The organism is Dysgonomonas sp. 25 (assembly GCF_010501075.1).
In the GTDB taxonomy this organism is placed as follows: domain Bacteria; phylum Bacteroidota; class Bacteroidia; order Bacteroidales; family Dysgonomonadaceae; genus Dysgonomonas.
The window spans coordinates 270,411-294,484 of record NZ_QVMN01000003.1; the positions used below are offsets into that span (position 1 = coordinate 270,411).

A 24,074-nucleotide genomic window follows, 5' to 3' on the forward strand; every position below is an offset into this window, starting at 1 on the left:
TTATTTGTGTTCAATTATAACGTTTCTTTGATTTTGCAACATGATGCTCTTTCTTTTTCACCGATGTTTTCAAAATATAATCATTTGTTGGGATAAAGAAATCTCCTAAATGAACATCTTCATTAGTTTCTTTATCTTTCAACTTCAATTCGATTGTTCGTCCAGCCATATCCTTAGTTTCTACTTCCACATTTGTAGAACGGGACAGAAATTCAGTCTCTTGTCCGCTATTATCAAATAATTTAATGGAAACTATCTGCGGATTCTTGCCTTGTTCCTCTACATTCGTTTCTTCTGGTAAGATTTCACTTTCCAATATGCTTTGCGGGGCAGGAGTGAAAGCAATCATGTTCCTTGCTTCTGCCGGAGCTTTCGGGCTTTGCGCACTGCCTCCCATATCCAGATTAATAGCACTGCCTTTTATATCCACGTTGTTACCCGATATGATTTCCGTATTGCTTGTAGAGGATTGGGTATAGTTATTGGATTTTAGTTTCTGCTCGTTGGCTTCGACTTTGTAAGTACCTTCGGTCAGTATTTCGTGTTCTTTTCCATGTTCGGCGATTTTACTGCCGATAAGATTCAGTTCCTCTGTGGCGTTAATTGTGATTTTCTTTGAGTTTAGTATTATTTCCTCTACTGCCGATACTTCTATTTTATTATCTTTCGAATTTATATGTAAGAGATTCTTATTCTTATCATAAAGGGCGATACCCCAACCGTCTTTGCCGTCATTAAATTCCAGTGTATGTCCTGATGTGGTTCTTAGACTTTTGATGTAATTGTTTTCTTTTCCTCCCTCTCTGTTCTTACCATGAAACAAAGCTCCTGCGATGTAAGGAAAATTCGGATTACCCATTTCGAAGCCGACTATAACCTGTGTGCCTTTTTCGGGTACGAAGATTAATCCCCTGTTCACTTCTTTATCTTCCGTCAACCCTGCATCGAGTGTCATTACTCTTAGCCATGCCCGTGATACATCTTCCAATAAGGGAAATTCCACTTGTACCCGTCCTTTATTATCGGGGTCGTCCGTGCTGGTTACTATGCCTCGTAAAGAGTTGGCGACAGGTCTTTCGGGTTCATCTATGGGTATATATTTCAGGGATGCGGGGATACCTTCAAATTCATTCCTGTAAACATGGTTTGAATCAATTATATGTTTTGATTTTGTAACTCTGAAAGTTCCTAAACTACTCTCATCGGAGATAATCTGTATAGGTCTGCCGATAGTAGTCCAGTAAGATTTGGATTCTCCGCTAACATAAACAGTTTTTCCGGCAATACGGGATTCTTCAATTTCGATTCGCTCTCCCCCGTCTGCATATCCTGCATTGAGTGTAGTAAAAGGTTGTTGAGCTATGTATTTCGAGGCAAACTTTTTATTGGTGTCTGCTGCAAAATCTAAATATTTATTGCGAAAGGATTGTGATTGCCCTGTCTCTTTTTCCATTTGGTAATCGGTCAGGGGGTCATAACCGATATACTTGTATTGGTTAGGGATTAATCGAGTGCCGAATGAGAGCCTTGATATATCTGCTCCGTTTACATAACTTTGTCGTTTCCATTCTTCTGGATTTCCGATAAATAATTGAGAGCCTGTGAAGTACATGTTTATTCCGTATTCGTAGCATAGCCTTTTGATAAACTCCCAGTCGCTTTCGTTGTATTGAATGGCTATATCTAAAGAGGGGGTATCTTCAAAGTCATGCACAATACTCAAATTCTGTTCTAAATATAGATAGCCCCTTTCTATTTGAGCAAGAATCCCTTTAAGCGTCCAGCCTGAATAAACGGCATAACGCTTCCCTGAATCCAAGAGTACCGTCCTGCTTTTGCCTCTGATAAGGATAAATCCGTCCGTACCATCAACGCTGTTCAGTTCGACATGGGTAACAATGCCTTTGAAGGCATAGTCATCCTTAATATCGTCCCCTTTCTGAAAAGTGATTAATACTTTCTTCCCTACCAGTTCAAAGATTTCGGAGATTTTATTCATAAACAGTTCCTTTTTCAAAATATTGAAAGGGACATCTACGGTGAAAGAGTGATGTTCTCCATAGGGCTGTTCAACTGATAGCTCCCTGAATTGAATCTCTTTACCATCTATTTGCAAAAATGCTTTCGTAAGTCTACGTGTATCAATAAACGGATACGACCGACTATTTTCTTTTGAGGTTTTAACAATAGCCATACTTTAATGTGTAATAATGTATTTATAAGAACTTATTTAGGTCGTGGGTCAATTAGTTTTCTCTCTATATTGTGCTGCTTAAATTAAGCCAAATGCCCACTCTGGGTAACAAACGTTTTGTAATTTGTTAAAGCAAATGTATCAAAATTTACAAAAACACTGTAAAGATATTCTGTTTTAACTTAAAATTAACATACCCCTTTTTTCCAAAAGTATATATACAACAAATATAGGATTGGTGTACCACTTTTCGAATATGAATTGAGATAAGAAAAAACTGTGTTTTGTCAAAGAGTAACGAAAGTCAATCACCTATGTATAAGCACTGTAAATAATTCTCTATGATAAAAAAACTATATAACATTTGTCAATACACCCTTTTGGGGCGAAAAAAACATATTTTTACATTTCAATACCTAAAAATTCATTATTTATGAAAAAAATTGTACTACTATTGGCAATAAGCTTCACCCTCACCAATGCCTCAGCTTCCGTTTCTCTATATGGTGAAACTTTATCACTATATAATGACGGTACTGGAGGTGCAAGTCCCGGAACAAGACCAAGAATGAAAATGTTTTCTGTCCCATTTGTGAACGCTACCATTGAATCCAATAAATATATTGATGTAATTTTCCAATTAAACGGAGTCGTGGAAATAGAAATTACAGACAGTATGGGTTTTGTAAGAGACAGACAAGTTATTGATACAGTAGAGACAGGTTGCCAATTACGTATTGATATTTCTACTTTATCAAATGGAGAATACAAAATTAAGTTTAAGAAAAAAGCGAGTGGCGAAATTCTTTCTGCAAATTTCTTCATCAATTAATCATATTACTTAATACACAAAGGTTCGGTACTTTTCCCGAACCTTCCTTTATTTTATATTAAAAGACTCAAGCAAAATGTATAGATTCAATTCCTTATACACGATTACTATTCTGGCTACACTACTATTTTTTTCATGTAAAGACCGAGGACAAACGCCAGATGAACTGAAGCAAGCCCTTAGTATTTTAGAAAATGACCCTCAAAAAGCAAAAGAGCTTCTAAATAATATCCCGAACCCTGACAATATGGTTGAAGCGGATTATATGCAATACCAACTGGCTTATATAGAAGCGAAAGACAGGACGTATGACGATATTAAAAATGATTCTATTATTCTGCGAATAAGTAGTTATTATGACCAAGAAGGAAATATAGAGAAAGGAGCTTATGCCCATTTTTATACAGGAGCATACTATTATGACAATAAGCAATATGATAAAGCCCTCGAATCCTATTTAATGGCAAATTACAAGGCTGCTAAATCTAAGAATCTGCTACTGACGGGTAAAAGTCAACATGGTATCGGAGTAATATATTTCTATCAGGGTTTATCTGACAGCGCAACTGTTTATTATGATAAAGCTATCGAGGTATATAAAGCCTGTCCCAATACCCAAGATATGCAAATGAGTCTCCTAAACTCAATGGCATTGCTACATTATAAGGATAGTGACTATGATACAGCTATAAATCTTTATCAGCAAGCTGCATCAATGGCGAGTCAGCAAAATAATAATAAGCTATTAGCCGAATTTCTGAATAATATAGGTTCGGTATATTGTGATGCCACCGACTATACTCAGTCGAAGCATTATCTTTACAAAGCATTGCCCTTAGCTACTAATAGTGCGGATTCGATAAGGCTATATCTGAATTTGGCACGGGTATATAATAGCACAAATAAGCTTGATTCGGTACAATATTTTTCCAAAATTGTCACGAATAATGCTAAGAATGTGACCTATAAGCCTACTTTACGGCTAATATACCGTTTGGTATCAGAATACAATACCAAAATCGGCAACCATGAGGAATCACGACGTTATATGGAACTTCGTAATCAAATAAATGATGAAATACTTAATGAGCAGAGTGCAGATAAGCTAATAGATGCCAATGCAAGATTTACACTAATCCTACAAGAAGAAGCTCTGACACGTCAAAGAATCTGGACGTGTGCTTTATTGTTGGTTGCTCTATTAGTTATTATCGGCATAATAATGTATTTCAAACATAAAAAAAGACAGGTTGAGTTGGAAAATAAATTATTGACCAAAGAAAAGATGCGTTTCAAGCTGGAAAATGAATTAATCCAACAACAGTGTGTAAGTTTACGAACAACGCTTAATACTTATGAAGATATATTCAAGAGTCGTAAAGAGATTTGGAATGCGATATATAATGAAAAAGAGAGAAAAAAAATTGATGAACTTTTCGAAAAAATACGAAAAAATGCGGATGAACTTTTTGATGAATGGTTAAAAAATCATTTGAAAACGCATCCATGCAGCAACAATATTATGTTTTCTCTTTCCAATGAAGAACTACGGATTATGCACCTTGCTTTTTTGGAAAATCCTCCTGAAATCATTGCCAATATGCTCGGCTTTGAGTATAATGAAGAAGATATGCAATATCGCATAGCAACGATTCGTGATAAATTGTCAGTTGCAGGAATGTCACCTATCGAAATCAATACTATTTTTAAAGAAAAATCTAATCAATAACGGGGCAATTTTATACTTTGAACCGCAATAGTTAAGTCCATATTTCCAAAAGGGGTTTTCGGTTAAATGGGCTTAATTATTGCAATATTCATAAAGTAATATTAATTATTTATTTCAATTATCTTTTCTTGGCGTAATTTCGGTATCGTCTCTACATTCATCCTCCATCTTTCTATGAAACATTAAAACATCGACAAAAATATGTCTTTCATAATCTGTAAGTTCTTTGCCTGACATGATTTTCTCCTTCATCACATCAAGAAATTCCTTATCACTAAAACCTTTGTAGCTTTTATGTATAATTTCAAGTACCCGTCCTACTAAAATATCTTTTCCCTTAATTGGTTCATTATTAGATATTGCTTTCGTCAAAGTGTCGTCTATATTTTCCATAGTATAAAATTATTTCTAAACCTAAAGATAAAGATATTATTATAAAAATAATTTTAGCCTGTTTCCTCTGTAAAACATAGTAGGATTTATATAATAAATTCCATTCCGATAAGCATTAGCTAATACATTATGTTTTTTTAGTTCTGATATAGCACGATAGATTGCCGCATCACTTTTATAACCTGTTTCTTTTTTTGCCTTCGCCATATTTAGTGTTATTATATCATCATAGCCCATGTGGTCGATGATAAACAATAAAATCCTTGTAGCTGCCGCACTGAGCTTCGGTAATACCTTTCTTCCCGCAGCATACATCTTTACAAAGCGTTCCGAATCATATTGCTTCTCTCTGATAACAGCATTATAGCCATGCCCTCTTATCTCTCCTGTATCTTCATCTACCATTGAGACAGTATTACCTCTGGCACAAACCGCAGTTCTTGTTCCCAACTTTAGGCTATCCAAATAACCAATAAAAGGATTATTCTCATTAAACTTTTTCATGTCACTCAGGTTTTATGCTCATTTTGTAGAGCTAACATGTACAAACCAAGCATATTTTAAACATGCATATAATTGTTTATCAATAAATTACATTTTTCTTATATATATCTTAATAAAGAGAACATACTATATACATGCCATTAATCTGTACTATCACAGTTTATCTATATTTTTAACATTTTACATTGGAAAAATAAATGGGTAAAATCTAAAGGAATTTCTCCCAGAAAAAAACCAAAAAAATTTAGCTACATCGAAATGGGATTTTGGCTCATTTCGTTAGGGGGTGGGGGCTACCCTTTGCGCCGCTTTTCGGTTGGGGTTGCTCCCTGTCCTTTTGTCTCTTTCCTTCCCTCGCTTATACATATAAGCAAGGATAAACAGTAAATCAATTATTTAACTATTTGCCTGTTGTTTTTTCTCCTGTGCAGCCTTGTAAAGTGAGCAAACATTGCATCTTAACGGCAGATAGTATCTTATTGTATTGTCGTCTGTCTGTTCCTTTTCCTTCTTCCACCCTTCCAAGTCTGATATTTTTAACAGTATTTCAGCTTTCAATTTTGCATCGTGTGTATTATCGGCAAGTTTATTTAATTCGCTTATCGTTTCGGTCTTTGTGCGGTTTGTTTCCTGTGTGTTGTTTCCCTGTTCCGTTCCTGCTCCGTTCCCTTCGTTCTGGGTTGTGCTGTGTCGGTTCTGGTCGGTTGCAAATAGTTCGTTTTTTCGTTCCTCTATATAGAACTTGCATTTATCCGCATTTATCCAATTTCGAGCTTGTGTATATATGCTTTGTCGGTTGGCTTGGCTGTTGCTCGGTCTGCTCTGCTCGTATGCAATTACAACTTTTTTGCTTGTTGGTAACTTACTAACTATATAAGCATCTAAACAAAAACGCTCTAATATAGAAAGCTTCTCTATTTCCTTTTGTCGCTCCTGTGCTGTCTTTGGAATTTTAATATTTGCCATCTGTGTTTCTTATTTGGTTTGTGTTGTTTGGGCTATTAACGAATAAAGCCCGAAACGGTGCATTTATGCATCATTTCGGGCTGCGTGCCTCTTTAGTATTAAACAAAGATAGTTCTTTCTGTGGTGGCTTGCAAGGGGGCTTATTTGGCTTGTTTCGGGCTATTCTCGTGCATTGCTTACTTGCTCATTATCAAGAAAATACCACATTGTTAAGAAATATTAAATACAGATTATTTCTCTAAAAACCCCCAACGAAATCGTTTGGGTTGTTCGGGTTTATGTTGTATCTTTATATTATCAAAATGAGAGAGTTACACGGTTGTAACTGATGAAAACAAAGTCCGTTTTAAAGGTACATATAACGTCAAAAAACCTTTCAGGCTGTGCGACCTGCCAAGCACGTTAAAACCAGTTACACTCTCATGTCGGACTATTCGAGCAATAGACTGAAAAAAACGGATTGAACCGTTTATCCTCCGTGAAGGTTAGCGTTATTTATCGTATTGGGCGGAATATAAGCAGATAAACAGACCACCGCATCTGGCTCGTATCGTTAAGTGAGAAATATTAACGGCTCGTATGTAGAAAGAACAACGGGGGGGACTAACAACTCTAAAAAGCGAGGGCAAAGCGACTTATTTTGTGTGTTTAGGTTGCTTTAGTCAAAACGTATAAGTAAACATCTTACAAATGTAACGACTTATAACGGAACAAAATACACATTTAACTATTTGAACTATTATAAATACATGCTATCAAAATACAAACGACTGGCAACGTTTATGATTATAGGGTATTGTATTTTTTAAATATTGCCAATATGCAGCATTAAAAACTCCTTTGTTTAAGTCTTTTTGTTCTGGCTTGTGATGAACAACCGAACGACTAAAAAGCGACAAAACGACTTTTTAAATCGCTTGCCTCCCTTCTGTTATTGGTTTAACATTGGGGAACAAATAAAAGATAAAAAAAGCAGGGTTGCGAAGTTTGGCGACTGTCAACCCTGCGAAAGCTATTAACTTTCATGTAAGGGAAAAACGAGTCTCCGCCTTACACGGAGCAAATTTATGCAAAATTCTACCAATTTAAAAACTTCCGACATAATTACTTCATTGACAAACGAAGTATATCGAATAGCCAACAACAACCCTTCTGGCTTTACCCTCAATTTAAAAACAATGCAGCTTGTCAATACTGGCTTTGTGGCTGCCTATAAAGAAACACAAAATAGTTTTGGAGTATCAGGGCTTCAAAACGTTATAAAATACGCTTTGTTAATTGGTGCTTCTGTTATCGGTGGATGGTACAACACAGATAACGGACAATATTATTTTGATTGTTCGCAAGTATTTGAGAACCTTAACGATGCAGCAATTTTCGGAGTAAATAACGAACAATTAGCAATATTCGACTTAAACACATCTACCGAAATAAAACTTTCTTAAATCTAACATACTGTAATGAAACTAAAAATAATCAAAGGTTATCATCTTACGGCGGCCGAACGAAAATCAATAACAAAAATGCTCGAAAGAGGATGGACGAAAGCAATCAATCTACCCAAAACAAAAAGCTACAAAATAACCAATCGAACACCTGAACAAATTGACGTAAAAATAGGTACGAAAGCCGTTTGGACGATTGGGGACGTGGCAAAGTGGAAATATCAATATCTAACAATCGAATATAAAAATGAATAAAGGGATTAAATATTACAAACGAGAAAAAACTCCCAACGGTTTTACAAAATGGGAAGAAATTGAAAATTTGCCTTCCGATATATTTTGTGTGAACGCAAATAATAATTGGATGCAGGCGATGACAATAGACGGAAAAGGATTTCTATACACTAATAAAGATTCAATTATTCAATACTACAAATCATATATTTAAACAAACAAGGTGCGCAAACCCGACCAAAGGAAGCGCACCTCTTTTATTAACTAACTAACCCGACCAAAACGAATTAATTAATTAAGACAAAGTTATAAAAAAAAGATTTCGTAATTCCGAAAACTTCCATTTTGAAAAATATTTGCAAAAATAGCAATGGAGTAACATTGTCATAACAATAAACAATAAAACGATGAATACATATTTTGTAAACACAGCCGATGGAATTATCAAAGCGTCAGTACAATTCAATCCATTATGGGGCAAATATCAGGCAATTATTGACGGCACAGTCTACGGACAATTTGAGCCAGAAAGAGAAGCCGATGCAATCGAGTATATTAAAAATTCTTTCCTTACAGAGAATATAATCGTTCCCGACTGCACACTGCTAATCAGTGATGAAAGCCCTTTATCCAATCAGGTTAAAAAAAATCACTGGCGACAATTACAACACCACTGATTTTGAAGATTTGTACAAATCAACATTGATAAAGCATAGAAAATCAGGCTTAATCATCCGAACAATCTCAAAAAGAGAGATTAAAGAACAACTCGAAAAATAATAAACTAAAAACCCGACCAAATGACATTAGATGAATATTGCAATCAAACCGAACCACTACCAAACCCAAAAGTAGTATTGAAAAAATCAGAGTACACAAAACACCTGACAAGAAAAGAAAAGGGATATTGGTATTCAAATATCGTTATCCCGAAACTGGAACAACGTTTCGGGATAACTGATACCTATATCCAAATGAACGACAGTAAGCACCTTTGGTCAAGACACCCCGACACTGGAAACCTCCACAAATTAAGCGTTTTCCACTTGCCCGAAGAAGATGATGAACCGCAGGAAATAACCCTGTACCGTGAATTTCTGGAGGAAAATTTAAAATTTATAAGCGATTGGAGAGAGAAACACCCGCACCCGAAAAACTTGGAGGAACACAACGCCGAATATATTAAGCAATATACCGCATTTATCCATTCTGTAAAAGAAAAATATTATCTGGACGAATCCGATATTAAATTCTGGCTAACATTCAAATAACCAACAAAACCCCGACCAAATTATGAAAAAGATAACATACAAAGAATTATTAGCAGCCTCCGACAGCTTTAGAAAAACAGTTGAACAATATATCGAAAGCAAACAATATTATGAGGATAAAAAAATCCTCTGCAACAAGATATTAGACGCTATCAACGAAAAAAGCAAAGCTGACAAGCAACTCAGGATAGAAGCATATAAATACTTCATCTGCCAATCAGATTATAAGACAATAAAACTTCGGGAAATATGCAAAGCAGCAGGATATGATTTCTGGGCTGACAAAAACAGTGATTTAAGTATATCAAATGCGATAAACACCATTGATACAGCACACGTTTATCACGAAATAAATCTGTACAAAGAAACATTCACATTGCAAAAGCTATCCAAATATGAAGTTAAAGACGGCGATGTAGCTTTGAAAACGGGATATGCAGGAATCACAGTTCAAAACTTTTTAGAAAATTACCTGAAAGAAAAAGGTTATAACCTGACAATGACACAATTATACCGTGTCAATTTTAAAGATAATGAAACCTGTACAACTTGGAGAAATGCAGATATTAATCCTGTTACAGTTGACATTTTGGCTATCGAACTCAATTACAGGTATGTATCTATTATTGCCGACTTAGGAGACGGAGCAATGCCTATCGCTCTCGACATGAGGGAAGGTGGAAATGTAGTTGTAACTCCTGTATATAATAATTACGATTGGATAAAAGAGGCGACTTATTACCAACTACAAGCCATCTGCGATGTCGTTGCCGAACGCTTCGAGGATAGTAAAAACGAATTATTATCACTAAAACCAAAGGTTAAATAATTATTAATCAATAAAAACCCGACCAAAAAATGAAAACAATTCAAGATTTAAAACAATTAGCGTATGACGCTCACAGAGGTACTTACTCAAATCCCGAATACACTTCGACCAAATTTGTAGAGGATTATACGAACGACCTGAACGACTTACTCGAACAAATCCCTTCCGATTACCATTCGTGGGTAAGAGAAAAGTATATTTCGTTGCTGAGTAAGTGGTTAAGCTCACAAACTTCTATCTTTTCCCCTTTCATTTCGGGACGTTCCAATTATCCTGCCAAAAGGATGCAGAAACTAAACGGATGGGCTGACAATCATTACAAAAACTTTTCCGATTGGCGTGAAAACATTGTCAAACGTGTAAAACGATGGGAGAAAAAGAAAAACTACTCCCTCAGTTCCGAGATAGAAGAAAAACATGAAAAGCTATCCGAGCTTCAAGATTGGCAAGAAAAAATGAAGGCAATCAATAAGATTGTGCGAAGCAAAAAGCTGTCTGAGATTGAGATTAACGAAGAACTGACAGTTTTATATGGGCTTTCCGAACAAACTATCCATAAACTTCTCAATCCTCGCTATTCATACGAGAAAAAAGGCTTTCAGGGTTGGCAACTGTCAAACAACAATGCCACAATCAGGAACACCAAAGCCCGTATCAAAGAACTCGAACGCAGATTGGAAGCCGAAGGACAAGACAACGAAGAATACGAAGTTAAAGGCGTTCGGGTAGAACTTGATATTGCCGAAAACCGTGTAAAACTATTCTTTCCTCGTAAACCTGTAAAGGAAAACAGGCGGGAACTAAGCAACAACGGTTTCAGGTGGTCATACAACAACGATTGTTGGCAAGCATATATGTCAGCAGAGCCGAGAGTTAAAGCCATGCTCGAAAATATGGATATACGGTACGAATAATAATAGAACGATTCAGAACCAACAGTCATAGACACGGCAGACAATTTAAAATAACTAACCATAGAGATTGCTTTCTGCCTAACAGTCTGGGTATTGGTACTGAATTTATAATACAAAATATAATGGAAGTAAAATTGAAAGATTCAGATATGACAAAAATGAACAATCTGAACGAAAAAAACAAATGGGCTATTTCTAAAGAAGAAATAATCGAACTAACTCGAAAGCATAAAATAGCGAATGAGTACGATAAAGCATTAATTGAATACCGATTAACCGACATTAATTTTCATACTTATGTTGGTCTATTGTATCATAGGAAATATGAGGAACTGGAAAAATTGATAGAAGAAGATTTTGAATAAAATACTATAAAAACCCGACCAAATGAAGCAATTAAATATCGAAGTCGTCCTCCGATACGAAGTCCCTTACTATCCAAGTAAGAGACACAAATATCAACATACCCAAATACAGGAGGAAAAGCTAAAAGTTAGTATTCCTATTGTAGAAAAAGGCGAAGAAAAAATAGCCTTTATTGTAAAAGGCAGCAGAGGAAAAGAAAGCTATTACTCGCACAATGAGCAACTTTGGCGAAAAATTAAATGGCACGAAAAGCATCACAGTAAAAATGGCTATTATCCCTTAAAAGAACTGATATGGTATGTACAACACACCGCCCGGACACTTCCTTATTATGCTGAACATGGCAGAGTCCTTCGCAATGACAGCGATATACTTTGCGACAAGGCTTATCAAATGAAAGCATTACAGGAATATATAAGCAACTATCTGATTATCGACAAATATGTTTGCCAACCTGTCGGAGAACCACGATATGTAATTAATACTTTCGGATTAGGTCACAATCACGGTGGTACATCATTGTCTGTCACAAATTGGTATAATTCCAATATCCGAAATACCTCTTATTTCCCTGCCAATAAACGCAAAGAAGCGATAGCCTACGGCAAAAAGGTAGCCAAAGGTAGGGGCGATACCGAATCAGTAAGAACGATTGGCAAATGGTATGATATAAAAATCCTCATGCCCGAATGTGTTACCTGTGACCCGATGAACGAACACGGAGAAGGCGACCCCTTCTTAAATCGACTAAATGGAATAATTAACAGTACAGAATCAAAAAACGAAGCAGGGCTTATGGTAATGTTAGCCACTGCAAGCGAATTAAATAAATAACCCGACCAATTTTATTAATTTTTTAAACCCGACCAAAAATGGTAACAAAAACATTCAATCCAGTAAAAAAGAAGTATGCACTGAACAATTCGTATTTCAAAGGTAACTATGGAGGCTATTCTCAACGCCCTGTTACTCCTTACGAAGTATTGTTGTATTACAAACAACATGGAGAACTGCCGTTCGCTTACAATGGCGATAATTGGCTTTATGACTGCTATTGCGAGTATCAGAAACGAAACGGTGTATATCATTCGCAATTCTTTACACCCGATGCCACCGCAGAGCGAATGGCTGAAATAGCTTTTGATTATTTTGACGAAGAAAAGCCCGTCCTCGATGCCTGTTGCGGTTTCGGACAATTAACAAGGGCATTGCTTAAAGAGGGCTTTCAGGCTTATGGCTATGATTTTTCTTACGAAATGGTAGAATTATTCAAAGAATACACCAAATGCGATGCAGCCCACACTGACTTCCAGAGCTTCAATGTGAAGTACAAAAATATTATGTCGAATCCTCCGTATGAAGTGCCATTGCTTACCGAGTTTCTTGAGTGTACATACAATATTCTGGAGGACGATGGTACACTAATCCTGCTTATCCCGAACGGTTTTATTGATAAAACCCGACCCAAAAGAACAGCCGATATATTGGCAAAATATAGGCTATTATACAGCGAGCCAATGACCGAAGAATTTTTAAGGACAAAAGTTCATTGTGAAATCGTTGTCCTCGAAAAACGATAATCATTAATCCGAAGGGCGAGAAATCGCCCTTCATAAATATAAAATTATGCCACAATTCAATTTTTATCAAGATAGAAAATTAATCATCTGGGAACGTACCCACTTTACAATAGAAGCAGAAAACGAAGAAGAAGCAATTAAGAAGTTCGAAAGCGAAAATGCTGTTTACATCGAAAATATGAACGAAACAGAAAAAGGAAAAAGTGAGATACTTTCCGAACGAACCGAAATACTAACGATGGACGATAACAACGGCTTCGCTACTATTGAAATCTATATTGACAATAATAGCTCCGACAACCTAATTTATCATAACGGAATAGATATTGAGGACAGATAAAACAATAAAACGATGTGGGAAATAATAGATAACAACGGCACTATCCATTCAGGAAGTGAGGAAGAAATGCGACTTGCATTTGATATAATGACCGACAACGAAGCCTATTCGGAAGAAGAAGTTGCACAATGGGCTTGCGGTTGGGACGGCGACTTACGATTGATACAAATACACGCTATATCACATTAAACCGAACGATTATGACTTACTTCGAATTTATAAAAGAAAAACCAACCCTATACGGCTCAACAACCGACCAGAACTATAAACAACGAATCGGAACATATCAGCCATGCTTCAATAAGTACACCAATACAATGTGTTATTTCTTTATGGCTAAGAACGGACGGAAAACCCAATACGGCTTTACCCTGAAACGAGCCTTCCACCTCTTTCGCTTTGGTAAACTATCTACTAACCCCGAAAAAGGCAACCCAGACAACTATATTAGCTATGATAAATCCCCTCCGTAAAAGAATATCTGAAATAACTTTGCTAAATTTACGGAAGAAAATAAACAAAATGGCTTACCTTAAAACATTGTAAGCTAAATTTTTACCAACAACTTTTCGTAAATTTTTAATTATGAGGAAAATAGAACTTAACTTTGACGAAGCATGGCAATACTTGAAATTCTTATGCGATATGGGATTACAGAAATCTCAAATAGCAGAATTTGTAGGTTGTAGCCGTAGGGATATATCCGCAGCAATGAACGGAATCATAGAAGCTAAGACCAACAAGCCAATTAAATTGCCAGAAAAATATCATCCGAAAATTATTGAATTAGTACAAGTTCTCCAACTGGAAACTTGGCGAAAACAAATGAAAACAAATGAAAACAAAAATATCATTCAAAGACGCATTTAATCGGAAATTCTCTCGTGAGAAATATATACTCGACCATATAAAAAAATTCAATAATAATAAACATGCCGAATGGTGTGATTTTACGAGAGTTTTCCTAATTGAATTAGTAGAATATTTTAAAGAAACATTATCACCCAACTCCGCACGAACATATTGTGCGAACCTAAAAAGCCTCCTGAACAAATACTCGGAAGAAATCGAAATCCCCTGTAAAGATTATGCTCCATTACTCTCGCTGAAAAAGACAGGTGTAATCAATACTTACCTCACACCCGAAGAAATACAACAAATTATCGACTATCTACCTGAAAGCGAAATGGAACACGCTATCAGGAATCAATTTCTTCTTTCCTGCCTCACAGGTATGCGGTTCTCCGATGTGATAAATTTGGACGCTACCAATCTGAACAATTCAGAAATCGTTTATGTAGCAATAAAAACAAAGACCGCCGTAACAACCATAAGTAGTCCCGTAACCGAATTTCTGATAGCAGAACAAGAAAACACATACTATCCCGCATGGAAATTCAACGAACAAATTAAGATTATCTGCAAAAAAGCAGGAATCAATAGCAAGGTGAAAGTAGTTCGAGGTGGAGAAACAGAAACAGGCGAGAAGTGGGAATTTGTTTCCAGTCATACAGCACGGCGTTCCTTTGCAACCAACATATACCTGAAAACATTAGACCTCTTTCTCGTATCTACGCTGATGGGGCATAGCGATGTCAAAATTACACAAGGCTATCTATGTTGTGCTTTCAGGAAGAACAATCTGGCTATGGACTATGTAAATCAGTTCCAAATAGCTATATAAACAATCCCTTCATGGTACTAAAGGATAATTAAGCAGCCGAGAATCAAACTCGATATATATTAAAAAATTTAAACGAATTATTATGGGTATGGAAAACCAAAACGAAAGAACAGGTAACATTGCATTTGATAATGTAATTGAAAGTGTAAAGCTATTACACGAGTACATACAGGCAAATGACGATGAAACTACATTTTCGATAGTTTTAGGTGGTGCTTTAAAAGACGAAACTACGATGCACTGTATTAATGTTGTAGTCGGCGACCTGAACAATCCCCCAATATTTGACTCAGCTATGCAATCACTTGTAAATACCATGAAGGAAAGCGAATTGATTGCCAAGCTCATTTTTACAGCGTATCACACTTATAATACAAATAAAAACGTCAAAGTCGTAAAGCTATCGGTGGACTCCCCATTAGATGCACTATACCTATTGAAAAATATAATTAGCAACAATATTGATATTCAGAATTTAGACGACTTACCACCAGATTTACTAAACGAAATAATACAAAATATGCCCTCCGACTTGAAAAAGAAATTTATGGAGAGGGATTTTTGTGACGACCCCGACTGTCCGACATGCAAGTTACGGCGCAAACTAATACTTAATGACATGAATATTGACTTTAATAATTTTTTCTTCGGAAATAGCCCAGACCAAGAAAAAGGTAATTAGCTGTAAAAATCCTTGTCCGACATCGAAGTATGCAAATACATTACTATTCCCAATAAAAAAGGAGAGCAAAATATGCTCTCCTTACTTGTTATTTTGTATTCATTTATATCTACATAATATTATGCGACTTTCTTAGCCTTTTTCATTATTATTTCACTCCCTCCAGTCTTAGCTCCCCCTATTTCTTCCTGTCTTTCCTCCTTCGGACTAAATATCGCATCCAAAACTTGATTATTCAGTTCATCAATAGGGCTAAAGTCCACATCAATATATATTCGACTTGTTCTATGCGCCGAAGCATGATTCAGACAAAAGCCTATTAATTCATCAGAAGCCTTACATTTTCTATGTGCTACTGTTGCCCATGTATGACGTAATGTGTAGGTAGTCATTTTTTCAATATTCGCAATCTCGCAAAGTCTCTTTAGTCCTTTGTTTATTGCTTTCACAAAATCTTGTTCATCAGAATATCTTTCCTTGAAATCGAATAAGTAATCACTTTCCTCTTTTCCCTTATATTTCTCAAATAAATCAATTATTTCGGGTTTTATACTTATTTCATAATAAGCCTTATCCTCTCTGGTAGAAGTTGTTTTGTGCCGGAAATAACAAAGTTTTCCCTCTTTTAAGTGCATCTTTTCCATGTAATATAAATCCACAGCATTTATTCCAACTAAATATATCATAATTTTAGCTACATCTTTTGCAAATACAGACCTTTTCGTGTCAGGAGTAGTTGAAAATAATACCCTTAATTTATCGACATCTACTGACCTTTTTGGAGGAATATCGGCTTTCGGTATCTTTATACCATGAAAAGGTCGGTTTGAGAATCGAATCCTGCCGCTATCGTAATCATTATATTCTTCATCCCCTGCCATAAACATTGATTTTATGTTTGTAGGATATTTCTGTTTAGCCCTTGCGCTGTCCTTTAAGGATTCAATCCATTTTTTTATTTTTGCGGAAGTTAAATCTTGAAAAGCAATATCCTCACCAAAAAATTTTCTAAACGATGTTAAGGCATCTCTATACCCATCCGCAGTCCTTTCCCTTCCCTGATTTCTCAGACCTTGTATAAATCCTTCACAGAAAGTTGTAAAAGAGATGGTTTCTTTTTCCAACGTTATAAATTCCACGACTTCTTTCACTGTCCATCTTTCAATTTCTTTGGCATTTAGTTTATCCAAATACCCTTTAATTTTTATACCACATTGAGCTAATACCATTTGGTCGATAATTTCCCCATTTTTGTAACTACGGTCATGTACATACATATCCGTTCTTATAAATGCTATCTTTCGGTTATGAGTCACACGAATATACACAGGGTAAGTTCCATCACTACGCTTTGTTTTCACATCAGCTTTAAAAGTTGCCATAATTTTTAGAATTAAATTTTACAATAAATAATTATTTGTAAACTTCTAAATCGACTGTAAACTATTAGTTATTCCAGAACTTTATTGGTAAACTATTGGTAAACATTTCTGCTCAACCCACCTTAGAATAGCTTAGAATAGGGTGTGCATCATGTGTCAACAGATAGGGTGTAAACACAAAAAAAGTGATTACTTATTATTGTAATCACTTAACTATCATTGTTTTATCTTGGTGGGCGTTGACGGATTCGAACCGCCGACCCTCTGCTTGTAAGGCAGATGCTCTGAACCAGCTGAGCTAAACGCCCTTGTTTTTGAATTGTTGCATTTTCTCTCAAATGCGTGGCAAAGGTAAGCGAATTTTTTATATACGCAAAAGATTCCGATAAAAATTTCAAAAAAATATTTTGTCGATATATACCATGCCTAATTTAATATCTTAATTTTTATCAATTTGCAGATATATATTGCAAAGAATTAACTAATTTCGCAACTTTGGAATATTATATATTATAACATGAAAATCAAAATTATCAATCATTCACGACATAATTTGCCGGAATACGCTACCCCATATTCGGCAGGAATGGATTTAAGAGCGAATATAGATACACCTATTGTGCTGAAACCCCTCGAGCGGGCAATGGTGCCGACAGGTTTATTCATCGAATTGCCGCAGGGATACGAAGCGCAAATACGCCCTCGTAGCGGATTGGCTGCCAAGCATGGACTAACTGTACTTAATTCTCCGGGAACGATTGATGCGGATTACAGAGGCGAGATTCGGGTGATTCTCGTCAACTTATCTAATGATGAATTTGTTATTAACGACGGCGAACGTATTTGTCAGATGGTAATAGCAGAACATGCCCAGGTAGAATGGGAGCAGGTTGACGAATTGAATGAAACCGAGCGCGGAGCCGGAGGTTTCGGGCATACAGGAAAACAATAAATTTATTGTTCATATAACAAATTGAAATGTATAATTTTAGAAAAACTACATATTTATTCTGTGCTATAATTGTTTTTCTCACAATCTCTTGTGAGGTGCTTAATGCGCAGGAAAACTGTACACAAACAAAAGAAAAGCGCAAATTCGACTATTACTTCTATGAAGCGATGAATGCCAAAGCTCAAGGCAACTACGAAGCTTCATTCGACTTACTGAACCATTGCTTGTCTATCGACTCTACCAATGCCAACGTATTTTACGAATTAGGGAGTTATTATAATACGCTCAAGAAGAAAAATATGGCTATGGATTGCTTTCGCAAATCCACAGAACTCGATAAGGATAATTTCTATTATGCGATGACATATGCCACCTATTGCCTCGAGTTTAAGCAATATGATGAAGCGGTTGAAATATATGAAGAACTGACACTCAAATATCCCGAAAATTCCGAGTTGTACCTTTATCTTGCGCAGACATACCGCCAGCAAGGAAACCTCAATCGGGCGGTGGAGACATTAGACCGTTTGGAGAAAGTAATGGGGTTGAACGAAAAGGTAAGCCTGCAAAAATATTCGCTCTATTCTGCTATAGGGAAAGAGGAGAAAGGATTTGCCGAGATACAGAAGTTTATAGACAAATACCCGCACGAAATCAAGTATTATATTCTTATGGGTAATTTGTATCTTCAGGCAGGAAAGAATAAAGAAGCCCTTCAGACCTATGAAAAAGCGAAGATGCTCGATCCGCAAGATCCGTATTTAATATCTTCGATGGCTGAATACTACCAGAAAACAAATAATGGTGCGGCTGCTGAAAATGAATTGTATGCAGCGCTTATCAGCCCCAAAATGGATGTGGAAACTAAACTCTCTATTCTGACACAGTATATAGGAACACTTTATCAGACAAAAAAGAATACAGAAGCAGCGAATGCCCTGTTCGATACATTGATGGTACAACATCCGCAAGAACCACAGCTGAACCTGATGTATGGTAATTTGCTGATGTTGCAGCAAAAAAAGGATGAAGCCCGTTTTCAATTCCAGCTCTTTGCCGATGCCAACCCGACTAACCCTACAGGGTGGGAGCAGATGTTGAGTACAACCTTCCCGGATAGCCTCAAGCTTTCGAAAGAGATATGCGAAAAAGCAATCTCATATATTCCTGACCAGCCGGTATTTTATTTCTATTTAGGAATTACGGAATATATGGAGCAGGAATATACTACCGCTCTGGAAACCTTGAAAAAAGGTATTTCCTATGTCGATGACGAACAGCCGGGATTATTATCTAACTTTTACGGGCAGATAGGCGACCTTTATTACCGTTTAGAGAAGAATGACAGTGCATTTATCTCTTACGATAAAGCTCTCCGTTACGATCCCAATAATCTGGGAGTGTTGAATAATTACAGTTATTATCTTTCCCTCGAAAAACAAGACTTGGATAAGGCGGAACAGATGAGTAGCCTGACGGTGAAAGCCGAACCATTGAACTCTACTTATCTCGATACATACGGGTGGGTTCTTTTCCAGCAAGGCGCTTACGTTATGGCTAAGATATACATCGAAAATGCCGTTAAATACAGCCAGGAGAATGGCGGGAAAGTAAGCTCTGAGGTGTGGGAACATTATGGGGATGTGCTGTACCTGACGGGTGAGGAAGAAAAGGCTCTCGAGTCATGGGTAAAGGCGAAAGAAGCAGAATCGACAGAAGATCCTGCCGAGCATCGCAAATCGCCTACATTAGATAAAAAAATAGAGACTAAAACGTATATTGCTCAATGATGAAAAATATTGAAAGCAAATTATTATTAGCCATTTTGCTATTGATTCTTACAACCTCGCTGATAGGCTGTAAATCGAAAAAAAGGACTATCGATGGAAGCGTAACCAAAGAATGGGAGTTTAATAATGCTCTGAATGATGTGCTGCAAAACGAATTGCAATACACAACTCTGTCGGCAAAAGGTGGTTTCGAATTGAGAGCCGGAGGACAATCGGGGAAGAAGGTGACTGCTGTATACAAAATTATCAAGGACAGCATCATGCAGATATCTATTCGTGTGCCTTTGTTGGGTGAGGTTGTCTGCATAAACCTGACGCCGGACTCGGCTGTCATTATCGATCGGCTGAAAGGAAGGTATGCTTCGGAAATGTATAGTAAGTCGGATTTTATGAAATCTATCGATTTCAATTATTATAACCTCCAATCCTTGTTGACTAACAAGCTGTTTGTTCCGGGGAAACAAACGATACAGCCTGCCGATTATTCCCGTTTCAAGTTGTCGAAGGTTACGGATGTTCTGATGTTGCAGACTTCGGGTGAGCCGGATATTGCCTATAATTTCGCGGTGGATGGTACGGAGAAAATCGTTTCGGTATTGATTGCGAAGAAAGATCTGGACTCTACGCTGCAATTTACATACAGCGATTTTATAAAAGATTCGGAGCAAGTATATCCTACTGTAATAGAAGGTGCACTGTCGACGGAGAAGTATAAATTAGGTTTTGCGGTCACCTATCCTTCGCTCGAAATAGATAAAAAGAATATGAGAGTGGATACGAATATCCCGCGTAAATATACTAAAGTAAGTATTCAGGAATTGCTTGAACCGTATTTCAATACGAAATGAAAAAACTGATTCTTCTTTTTGTCCTTAGCCTGATTGTTATTTCATCCTTTGCCCAGAACGATAAAAAAATCAAAGAACTGGAACAGCAAAGGAAGCAGATGCTGCTTGAAATATCTAATACGGACAAAATGCTCCGCGACATGAAGAAGAATACAAATACGATACTCAGCCGTATCAAATTGATTAATGCCCAGATAGATTCGCGCAAGAAGGTGGTCGGCTTGCTTGGCGAAGAGGTGACGGCTATCGATGTTCAACAAAAGGGGATAGAGCAGGAAATCGGGCAGTTGGAAGTCGAGTTGAAAGAAAAGCGGGAGAGCTATGCCAAGGCGGTAGATGCAGTGATGCGCAACCGTAAGAGCGAAAATAAACTGCTGTTTGTGCTTTCCGGTCGATCGTTGACCGAGACATACAGGCGCTTGCGTTATTTACGCGATTACTCCGAATACAGAAGCAATCAGGCGGCCGAAATACTGGAAAAACAGGCGGTACTGAAAGCTAAAAAAGATACCCTGATACAGACGAAAGCCGAAAAGACTGCCTTGCTGAAACAACGCGAAATAGAGCAGGAAAACCTGAAAAAAGAAGAGGCTACCCAACAGTCGAGTGTAAAAGAGGCGCAGAAAAAGCAAAAAGATCTACAAAAGATACTCAACCAGAAAAAGCAACAAGCAAAGAAATTGAACGGTCAGATAGAAAAGCTGATAGCCGAAGATATTGCCCGACAGGAAAAGAAGGCGAAAGAGGAGGCAAGCAAAGGGACAGGTAAAACAACAACTTCGGGCGGTAAGACTATGACAAACGAAGACGTCAAATTATCCGGCTCATTCGCTGCGAACAAAGGAAAATTGCCAATGCCGGTGACAGGCCAATATACCATCACTACCCGCTTTGGTAAGCAAAAGAATCAACAGTGGAAGGCAGTGGAAACCACCAGTAACGGTATCGACATACAGGCCAAAGCCGGAGCGGATGCCCGTGCCGTATTCGACGGCGAAGTGACGTTGGTAGCGGCATTCCCGGGATACAATAATTATGTTATTGTCCGCCACGGTGATTACTATACATTCTATGCCAACATTCATACGCTGAAAGTAAAAAAAGGTGATAAAGTGAAAACCAACCAATCGTTGGGGCAACTATTCACCGATCCTGATACGGGAGCCTCCGAGCTTCATTTTCAACTCTGGAAAGGTACGACCAAACAGAATCCCGAGCCATGGCTACGCCGATAAAAGAAGAAGCTGAATACAGGGAACGCATGATAGAGCTTCCCCGTATAATCGATCGTCGCGGCAACCTGTCGGTGATCGAGGCGCAGAAGCATATTCCATTCGGCATATCCCGCGTATACTGGATCTATGACGTTCCCGGTGGGCAGAAGCGGGGAAGTCATGCCTTTCGCTCCCAACACGAGATAATTATAGCCCTTTCGGGGAGCTTCGACGTCACCCTCGACGATGGCAAATCCCGTCGGAAATATACACTCAACAGAGCCTATCAGGGATTATATGTGCCGAATATGACATGGCGCACACTGGATAACTTTTCTACCAATTCGGTTTGCTTGGTGCTTTCGTCCGGGGATTATGACGAAGCCGATTATATCCGAAGCTATAAAAGATTTAAAGATGAAGTTCGTGGTAGTCAGCCTGCTGTCTTGTCGCTAACTACGGCTGGAGAAGCAGAAGGCTTTTTGCCCGAACCGGAATATAATACGGTATATGATTGTTCGTTGATCGAATTTCCTGTGATTAAAAACCGTGCAGGGAATATCACTCCCGTACATGGAGCCGAGAATATCCCTTTTGATATAAAACGTGTCTTTTTTATATACGATATTCCTTGTGCCTCTCAACGGGGGATGCATGCACACAAACATTGCCACGAAATACTGATTGCCACGAGTGGGAGTTTCGATGTAGAGTTGGATGACGGAACAAATAAAAAGACAATAACCCTCAATCGTCCGATGTCGGGATTGCATATCCCGCCGGGACTGTGGGCTACCGAAAAGAATTACTCATCGGGCGCCGTTTGTTTAGCCTTGACCTCGGAGCATTACGATAGCGAAGACTATATCAATACCTATATCGAATTCAAAAAATACCGGCAGGATGAGAATCGAGCTATATAAAGAAACGGATAAAGCGCTTTGGGATGATTTCGTCCGTCAATCGAAGAACGGGACATTCCTTTTCTACCGCGATTTTATCGAATATCATGGGGCGAGGTTCAACGACTACTCATTGATGTTTTTCGACAAAAAGGAGCTTGTCGCCCTGATGCCCGGACATATCTCGGACAAAACTTATTATAGTCACCAAGGGCTGACCTACGGGGGGCTTGTGATGGGCAAAAGCGCTACAATGGTGAAGGTGTTGGAGATTTTCGACCATCTTTGTGTTACATTCCGCCAACAGGGGCTGGAAAGCATTATATACAAGGCGGTGCCTCATATCTACCATAAATCCCCTGCCGAAGAAGATTTATATGCGTTGTTCCGTTGTAGGGCTACACTCGTGGAGCGCAGCATATCTTCCGCATTTCTGCTTTCGGATGAGGTTTCCTATTCCGAACTGCGGAGGAGGGGAGTGAACAAAGCCCTGAAAAACGGGCTTCTCTTCGAAAAATCTGCCGAAATAGCGCTGTTCTGGGAAATATTAGATGAGAATCTGACGGCCAAATATAATGTGCATCCCGTGCATAATCTGGAAGAAATTACCTATTTGATGCAAACCTTTCCGCAAAATATACACTTGTTTACAGTGAAGTCGGCTGATGGTGCACTTCTTGCGGGTTGTATGATATTCGAAACCGATACCGTAGCGCACGTGCAATATGTGGCGTCGAACGAAAAAGGCAGGGAAAATGGTGCTGTCGATTTGCTGATTAGTCGGATTTTGGAATTTTATAAAGGGAAAAAAGTTAAATATTTTGATTACGGTATATCTACTGAAAACAATGGCTCATCTTTGAATGAGAGCCTGATACAGCAGAAGGAAGGCTTTGGTCTTCGAGGAATAATATATGATAAATATGTCATTAACCTAAAATTGTAAAAGAAAAATCGGTATATTTGCAAAAATTTTGTGCACAAGGGCAATTTACTTTATTACAATAGAAGTAATTTATAAGT

28 protein-coding genes and 1 tRNA gene are annotated in these 24,074 nt (G+C 37.6%); 23 read left to right on the forward strand and 6 right to left on the reverse strand.

The genetic code is table 11. The annotated features are described in order from the left end of the window. Positions 1 to 10 precede the first annotated feature (10 nt). On the reverse strand, positions 11 to 2,194 hold the full coding sequence (locus tag D0T66_RS06790) for a type VI secretion system Vgr family protein (protein WP_163356500.1): 2,184 nt from the start codon (positions 2,192 to 2,194) through the stop codon (positions 11 to 13). Positions 2,195 to 2,627: 433 nt separating this feature from the next. Here D0T66_RS06790 and D0T66_RS06795 point away from each other — a divergent pair, with 433 nt between their 5' ends. Together D0T66_RS06795 and D0T66_RS06800 are read left to right on the forward strand one after the other, a co-directional pair. Then, positions 2,628 to 3,026 (forward strand): hypothetical protein, encoded by a 399-nt coding sequence (locus D0T66_RS06795; protein ID WP_163356501.1) that lies wholly within the window; start codon positions 2,628 to 2,630, stop codon positions 3,024 to 3,026. A 76-nt stretch (positions 3,027 to 3,102) separates the two neighbouring features. Continuing rightward, positions 3,103 to 4,755, forward strand: a complete 1,653-nt coding sequence (locus D0T66_RS06800; protein ID WP_163356502.1) for a lipopolysaccharide assembly protein LapB — start codon at positions 3,103 to 3,105, stop codon at positions 4,753 to 4,755. Positions 4,756 to 4,869: 114 nt separating this feature from the next. On the opposite strand, the gene D0T66_RS06805 is transcribed toward D0T66_RS06800, so the two are convergent. From D0T66_RS06805 to D0T66_RS06815, 3 genes are all read right to left on the reverse strand, one after another. Then, a complete protein-coding gene (locus D0T66_RS06805; RefSeq protein WP_163356503.1) occupies positions 4,870 to 5,148 on the reverse strand; it encodes a hypothetical protein in 279 nt (92 codons plus the stop codon). 39 nt (positions 5,149 to 5,187) lie between these two features. Continuing rightward, positions 5,188 to 5,652 carry a replication/maintenance protein RepL gene (locus D0T66_RS06810; protein ID WP_163356504.1) on the reverse strand — a complete coding sequence of 155 codons (465 nt, stop codon included), beginning with the start codon at positions 5,650 to 5,652 and terminating at the stop codon, positions 5,188 to 5,190. Positions 5,653 to 6,048: 396 nt separating this feature from the next. Beyond that, positions 6,049 to 6,618 (reverse strand): hypothetical protein, encoded by a 570-nt coding sequence (locus D0T66_RS06815; protein WP_163356505.1) that lies wholly within the window; start codon positions 6,616 to 6,618, stop codon positions 6,049 to 6,051. Positions 6,619 to 7,685: 1,067 nt separating this feature from the next. Here D0T66_RS06815 and D0T66_RS06820 point away from each other — a divergent pair. The 15 genes from D0T66_RS06820 to D0T66_RS06890 all read left to right on the forward strand — a co-directional run bounded on the left by D0T66_RS06820 (position 7,686) and on the right by D0T66_RS06890 (position 15,963). Next, the gene (locus D0T66_RS06820) at positions 7,686 to 8,063 is read left to right on the forward strand and encodes a hypothetical protein (RefSeq protein WP_255489753.1); all 378 of its coding nucleotides are present in this window, start codon (positions 7,686 to 7,688) and stop codon (positions 8,061 to 8,063) included. A gap of 15 nt (positions 8,064 to 8,078) precedes the next feature. Further along, positions 8,079 to 8,318 carry a hypothetical protein gene (locus D0T66_RS06825; protein ID WP_163356506.1) on the forward strand — a complete coding sequence of 80 codons (240 nt, stop codon included), beginning with the start codon at positions 8,079 to 8,081 and terminating at the stop codon, positions 8,316 to 8,318. Between the two features lie 386 nt (positions 8,319 to 8,704). Further along, entirely contained in the window at positions 8,705 to 8,974 is a 270-nt protein-coding gene (locus tag D0T66_RS06830; RefSeq protein ID WP_163356507.1) for a hypothetical protein, read from the forward strand. Positions 8,975 to 9,097: 123 nt separating this feature from the next. Next, positions 9,098 to 9,568: a hypothetical protein gene (locus tag D0T66_RS06835; RefSeq protein ID WP_163356508.1), complete on the forward strand. Its 471-nt coding sequence runs from the start codon at positions 9,098 to 9,100 to the stop codon at positions 9,566 to 9,568. Between the two features lie 22 nt (positions 9,569 to 9,590). Further along, a complete protein-coding gene (locus D0T66_RS06840; protein ID WP_163356509.1) occupies positions 9,591 to 10,397 on the forward strand; it encodes a hypothetical protein in 807 nt (268 codons plus the stop codon). Between the two features lie 29 nt (positions 10,398 to 10,426). Beyond that, positions 10,427 to 11,311, forward strand: a complete 885-nt coding sequence (locus D0T66_RS06845) for a hypothetical protein (RefSeq protein WP_163356510.1) — start codon at positions 10,427 to 10,429, stop codon at positions 11,309 to 11,311. A gap of 122 nt (positions 11,312 to 11,433) precedes the next feature. Further along, a complete protein-coding gene (locus tag D0T66_RS06850; RefSeq protein WP_163356511.1) occupies positions 11,434 to 11,676 on the forward strand; it encodes a hypothetical protein in 243 nt (80 codons plus the stop codon). A 22-nt stretch (positions 11,677 to 11,698) separates the two neighbouring features. After that, positions 11,699 to 12,511 carry a hypothetical protein gene (locus D0T66_RS06855; RefSeq protein WP_163356512.1) on the forward strand — a complete coding sequence of 271 codons (813 nt, stop codon included), beginning with the start codon at positions 11,699 to 11,701 and terminating at the stop codon, positions 12,509 to 12,511. 38 nt (positions 12,512 to 12,549) lie between these two features. Then, positions 12,550 to 13,257 (forward strand): bifunctional 2-polyprenyl-6-hydroxyphenol methylase/3-demethylubiquinol 3-O-methyltransferase UbiG, encoded by a 708-nt coding sequence (locus D0T66_RS06860; protein WP_163356513.1) that lies wholly within the window; start codon positions 12,550 to 12,552, stop codon positions 13,255 to 13,257. 46 nt (positions 13,258 to 13,303) lie between these two features. Beyond that, positions 13,304 to 13,597, forward strand: coding sequence for a hypothetical protein (locus tag D0T66_RS06865; RefSeq protein ID WP_163356514.1), 294 nt, complete (start codon positions 13,304 to 13,306; stop codon positions 13,595 to 13,597). 12 nt (positions 13,598 to 13,609) lie between these two features. Further along, positions 13,610 to 13,786: a hypothetical protein gene (locus D0T66_RS06870; protein WP_163356515.1), complete on the forward strand. Its 177-nt coding sequence runs from the start codon at positions 13,610 to 13,612 to the stop codon at positions 13,784 to 13,786. An 11-nt stretch (positions 13,787 to 13,797) separates the two neighbouring features. Then, a complete protein-coding gene (locus D0T66_RS06875; protein ID WP_163356516.1) occupies positions 13,798 to 14,070 on the forward strand; it encodes a hypothetical protein in 273 nt (90 codons plus the stop codon). Positions 14,071 to 14,182: 112 nt separating this feature from the next. Beyond that, the gene (locus D0T66_RS06880) at positions 14,183 to 14,467 is read left to right on the forward strand and encodes a hypothetical protein (RefSeq protein ID WP_163356517.1); all 285 of its coding nucleotides are present in this window, start codon (positions 14,183 to 14,185) and stop codon (positions 14,465 to 14,467) included. Further along, positions 14,433 to 15,281 carry a site-specific integrase gene (locus tag D0T66_RS06885; RefSeq protein WP_163356518.1) on the forward strand — a complete coding sequence of 283 codons (849 nt, stop codon included), beginning with the start codon at positions 14,433 to 14,435 and terminating at the stop codon, positions 15,279 to 15,281. Before D0T66_RS06880 ends, D0T66_RS06885 begins: the two co-directional genes overlap by 35 nt. 82 nt (positions 15,282 to 15,363) lie before the next feature. Beyond that, a complete protein-coding gene (locus D0T66_RS06890; RefSeq protein WP_163356519.1) occupies positions 15,364 to 15,963 on the forward strand; it encodes a hypothetical protein in 600 nt (199 codons plus the stop codon). 119 nt (positions 15,964 to 16,082) lie between these two features. Here D0T66_RS06890 and D0T66_RS06895 read toward each other — a convergent pair whose 3' ends face one another. Together D0T66_RS06895 and D0T66_RS06900 are read right to left on the reverse strand one after the other, a co-directional pair. Continuing rightward, a complete protein-coding gene (locus D0T66_RS06895; protein ID WP_163356520.1) occupies positions 16,083 to 17,345 on the reverse strand; it encodes a phage integrase SAM-like domain-containing protein in 1,263 nt (420 codons plus the stop codon). Positions 17,346 to 17,575: 230 nt separating this feature from the next. Further along, positions 17,576 to 17,653: transfer RNA gene (locus tag D0T66_RS06900), tRNA-Val, on the reverse strand. Positions 17,654 to 17,862: 209 nt separating this feature from the next. On the opposite strand from D0T66_RS06900, the gene dut reads away from it, so the two are divergent. Genes dut through D0T66_RS06930 form a run of 6 tightly spaced genes read left to right on the forward strand, consistent with a single transcriptional unit; the run spans position 17,863 to position 23,997 of the window. Then, entirely contained in the window at positions 17,863 to 18,297 is a 435-nt protein-coding gene (gene dut / locus D0T66_RS06905) for a dUTP diphosphatase (RefSeq protein WP_163356521.1), read from the forward strand. A gap of 26 nt (positions 18,298 to 18,323) precedes the next feature. Continuing rightward, positions 18,324 to 20,087 carry a tetratricopeptide repeat protein gene (locus D0T66_RS06910; RefSeq protein WP_163356522.1) on the forward strand — a complete coding sequence of 588 codons (1,764 nt, stop codon included), beginning with the start codon at positions 18,324 to 18,326 and terminating at the stop codon, positions 20,085 to 20,087. Then, the gene (locus D0T66_RS06915) at positions 20,084 to 20,935 is read left to right on the forward strand and encodes a DUF4292 domain-containing protein (protein ID WP_163356523.1); all 852 of its coding nucleotides are present in this window, start codon (positions 20,084 to 20,086) and stop codon (positions 20,933 to 20,935) included. Before D0T66_RS06910 ends, D0T66_RS06915 begins: the two co-directional genes overlap by 4 nt. Continuing rightward, a complete protein-coding gene (locus D0T66_RS06920) occupies positions 20,932 to 22,170 on the forward strand; it encodes a murein hydrolase activator EnvC (protein ID WP_163356524.1) in 1,239 nt (412 codons plus the stop codon). Before D0T66_RS06915 ends, D0T66_RS06920 begins: the two co-directional genes overlap by 4 nt. Then, positions 22,155 to 23,072 carry an FdtA/QdtA family cupin domain-containing protein gene (locus D0T66_RS06925; protein ID WP_255489755.1) on the forward strand — a complete coding sequence of 306 codons (918 nt, stop codon included), beginning with the start codon at positions 22,155 to 22,157 and terminating at the stop codon, positions 23,070 to 23,072. The genes D0T66_RS06920 and D0T66_RS06925 overlap by 16 nt, the downstream gene beginning before the upstream one ends. Then, positions 23,053 to 23,997: a GNAT family N-acetyltransferase gene (locus D0T66_RS06930; protein ID WP_163356525.1), complete on the forward strand. Its 945-nt coding sequence runs from the start codon at positions 23,053 to 23,055 to the stop codon at positions 23,995 to 23,997. Before D0T66_RS06925 ends, D0T66_RS06930 begins: the two co-directional genes overlap by 20 nt. Positions 23,998 to 24,074 lie beyond the last annotated feature (77 nt).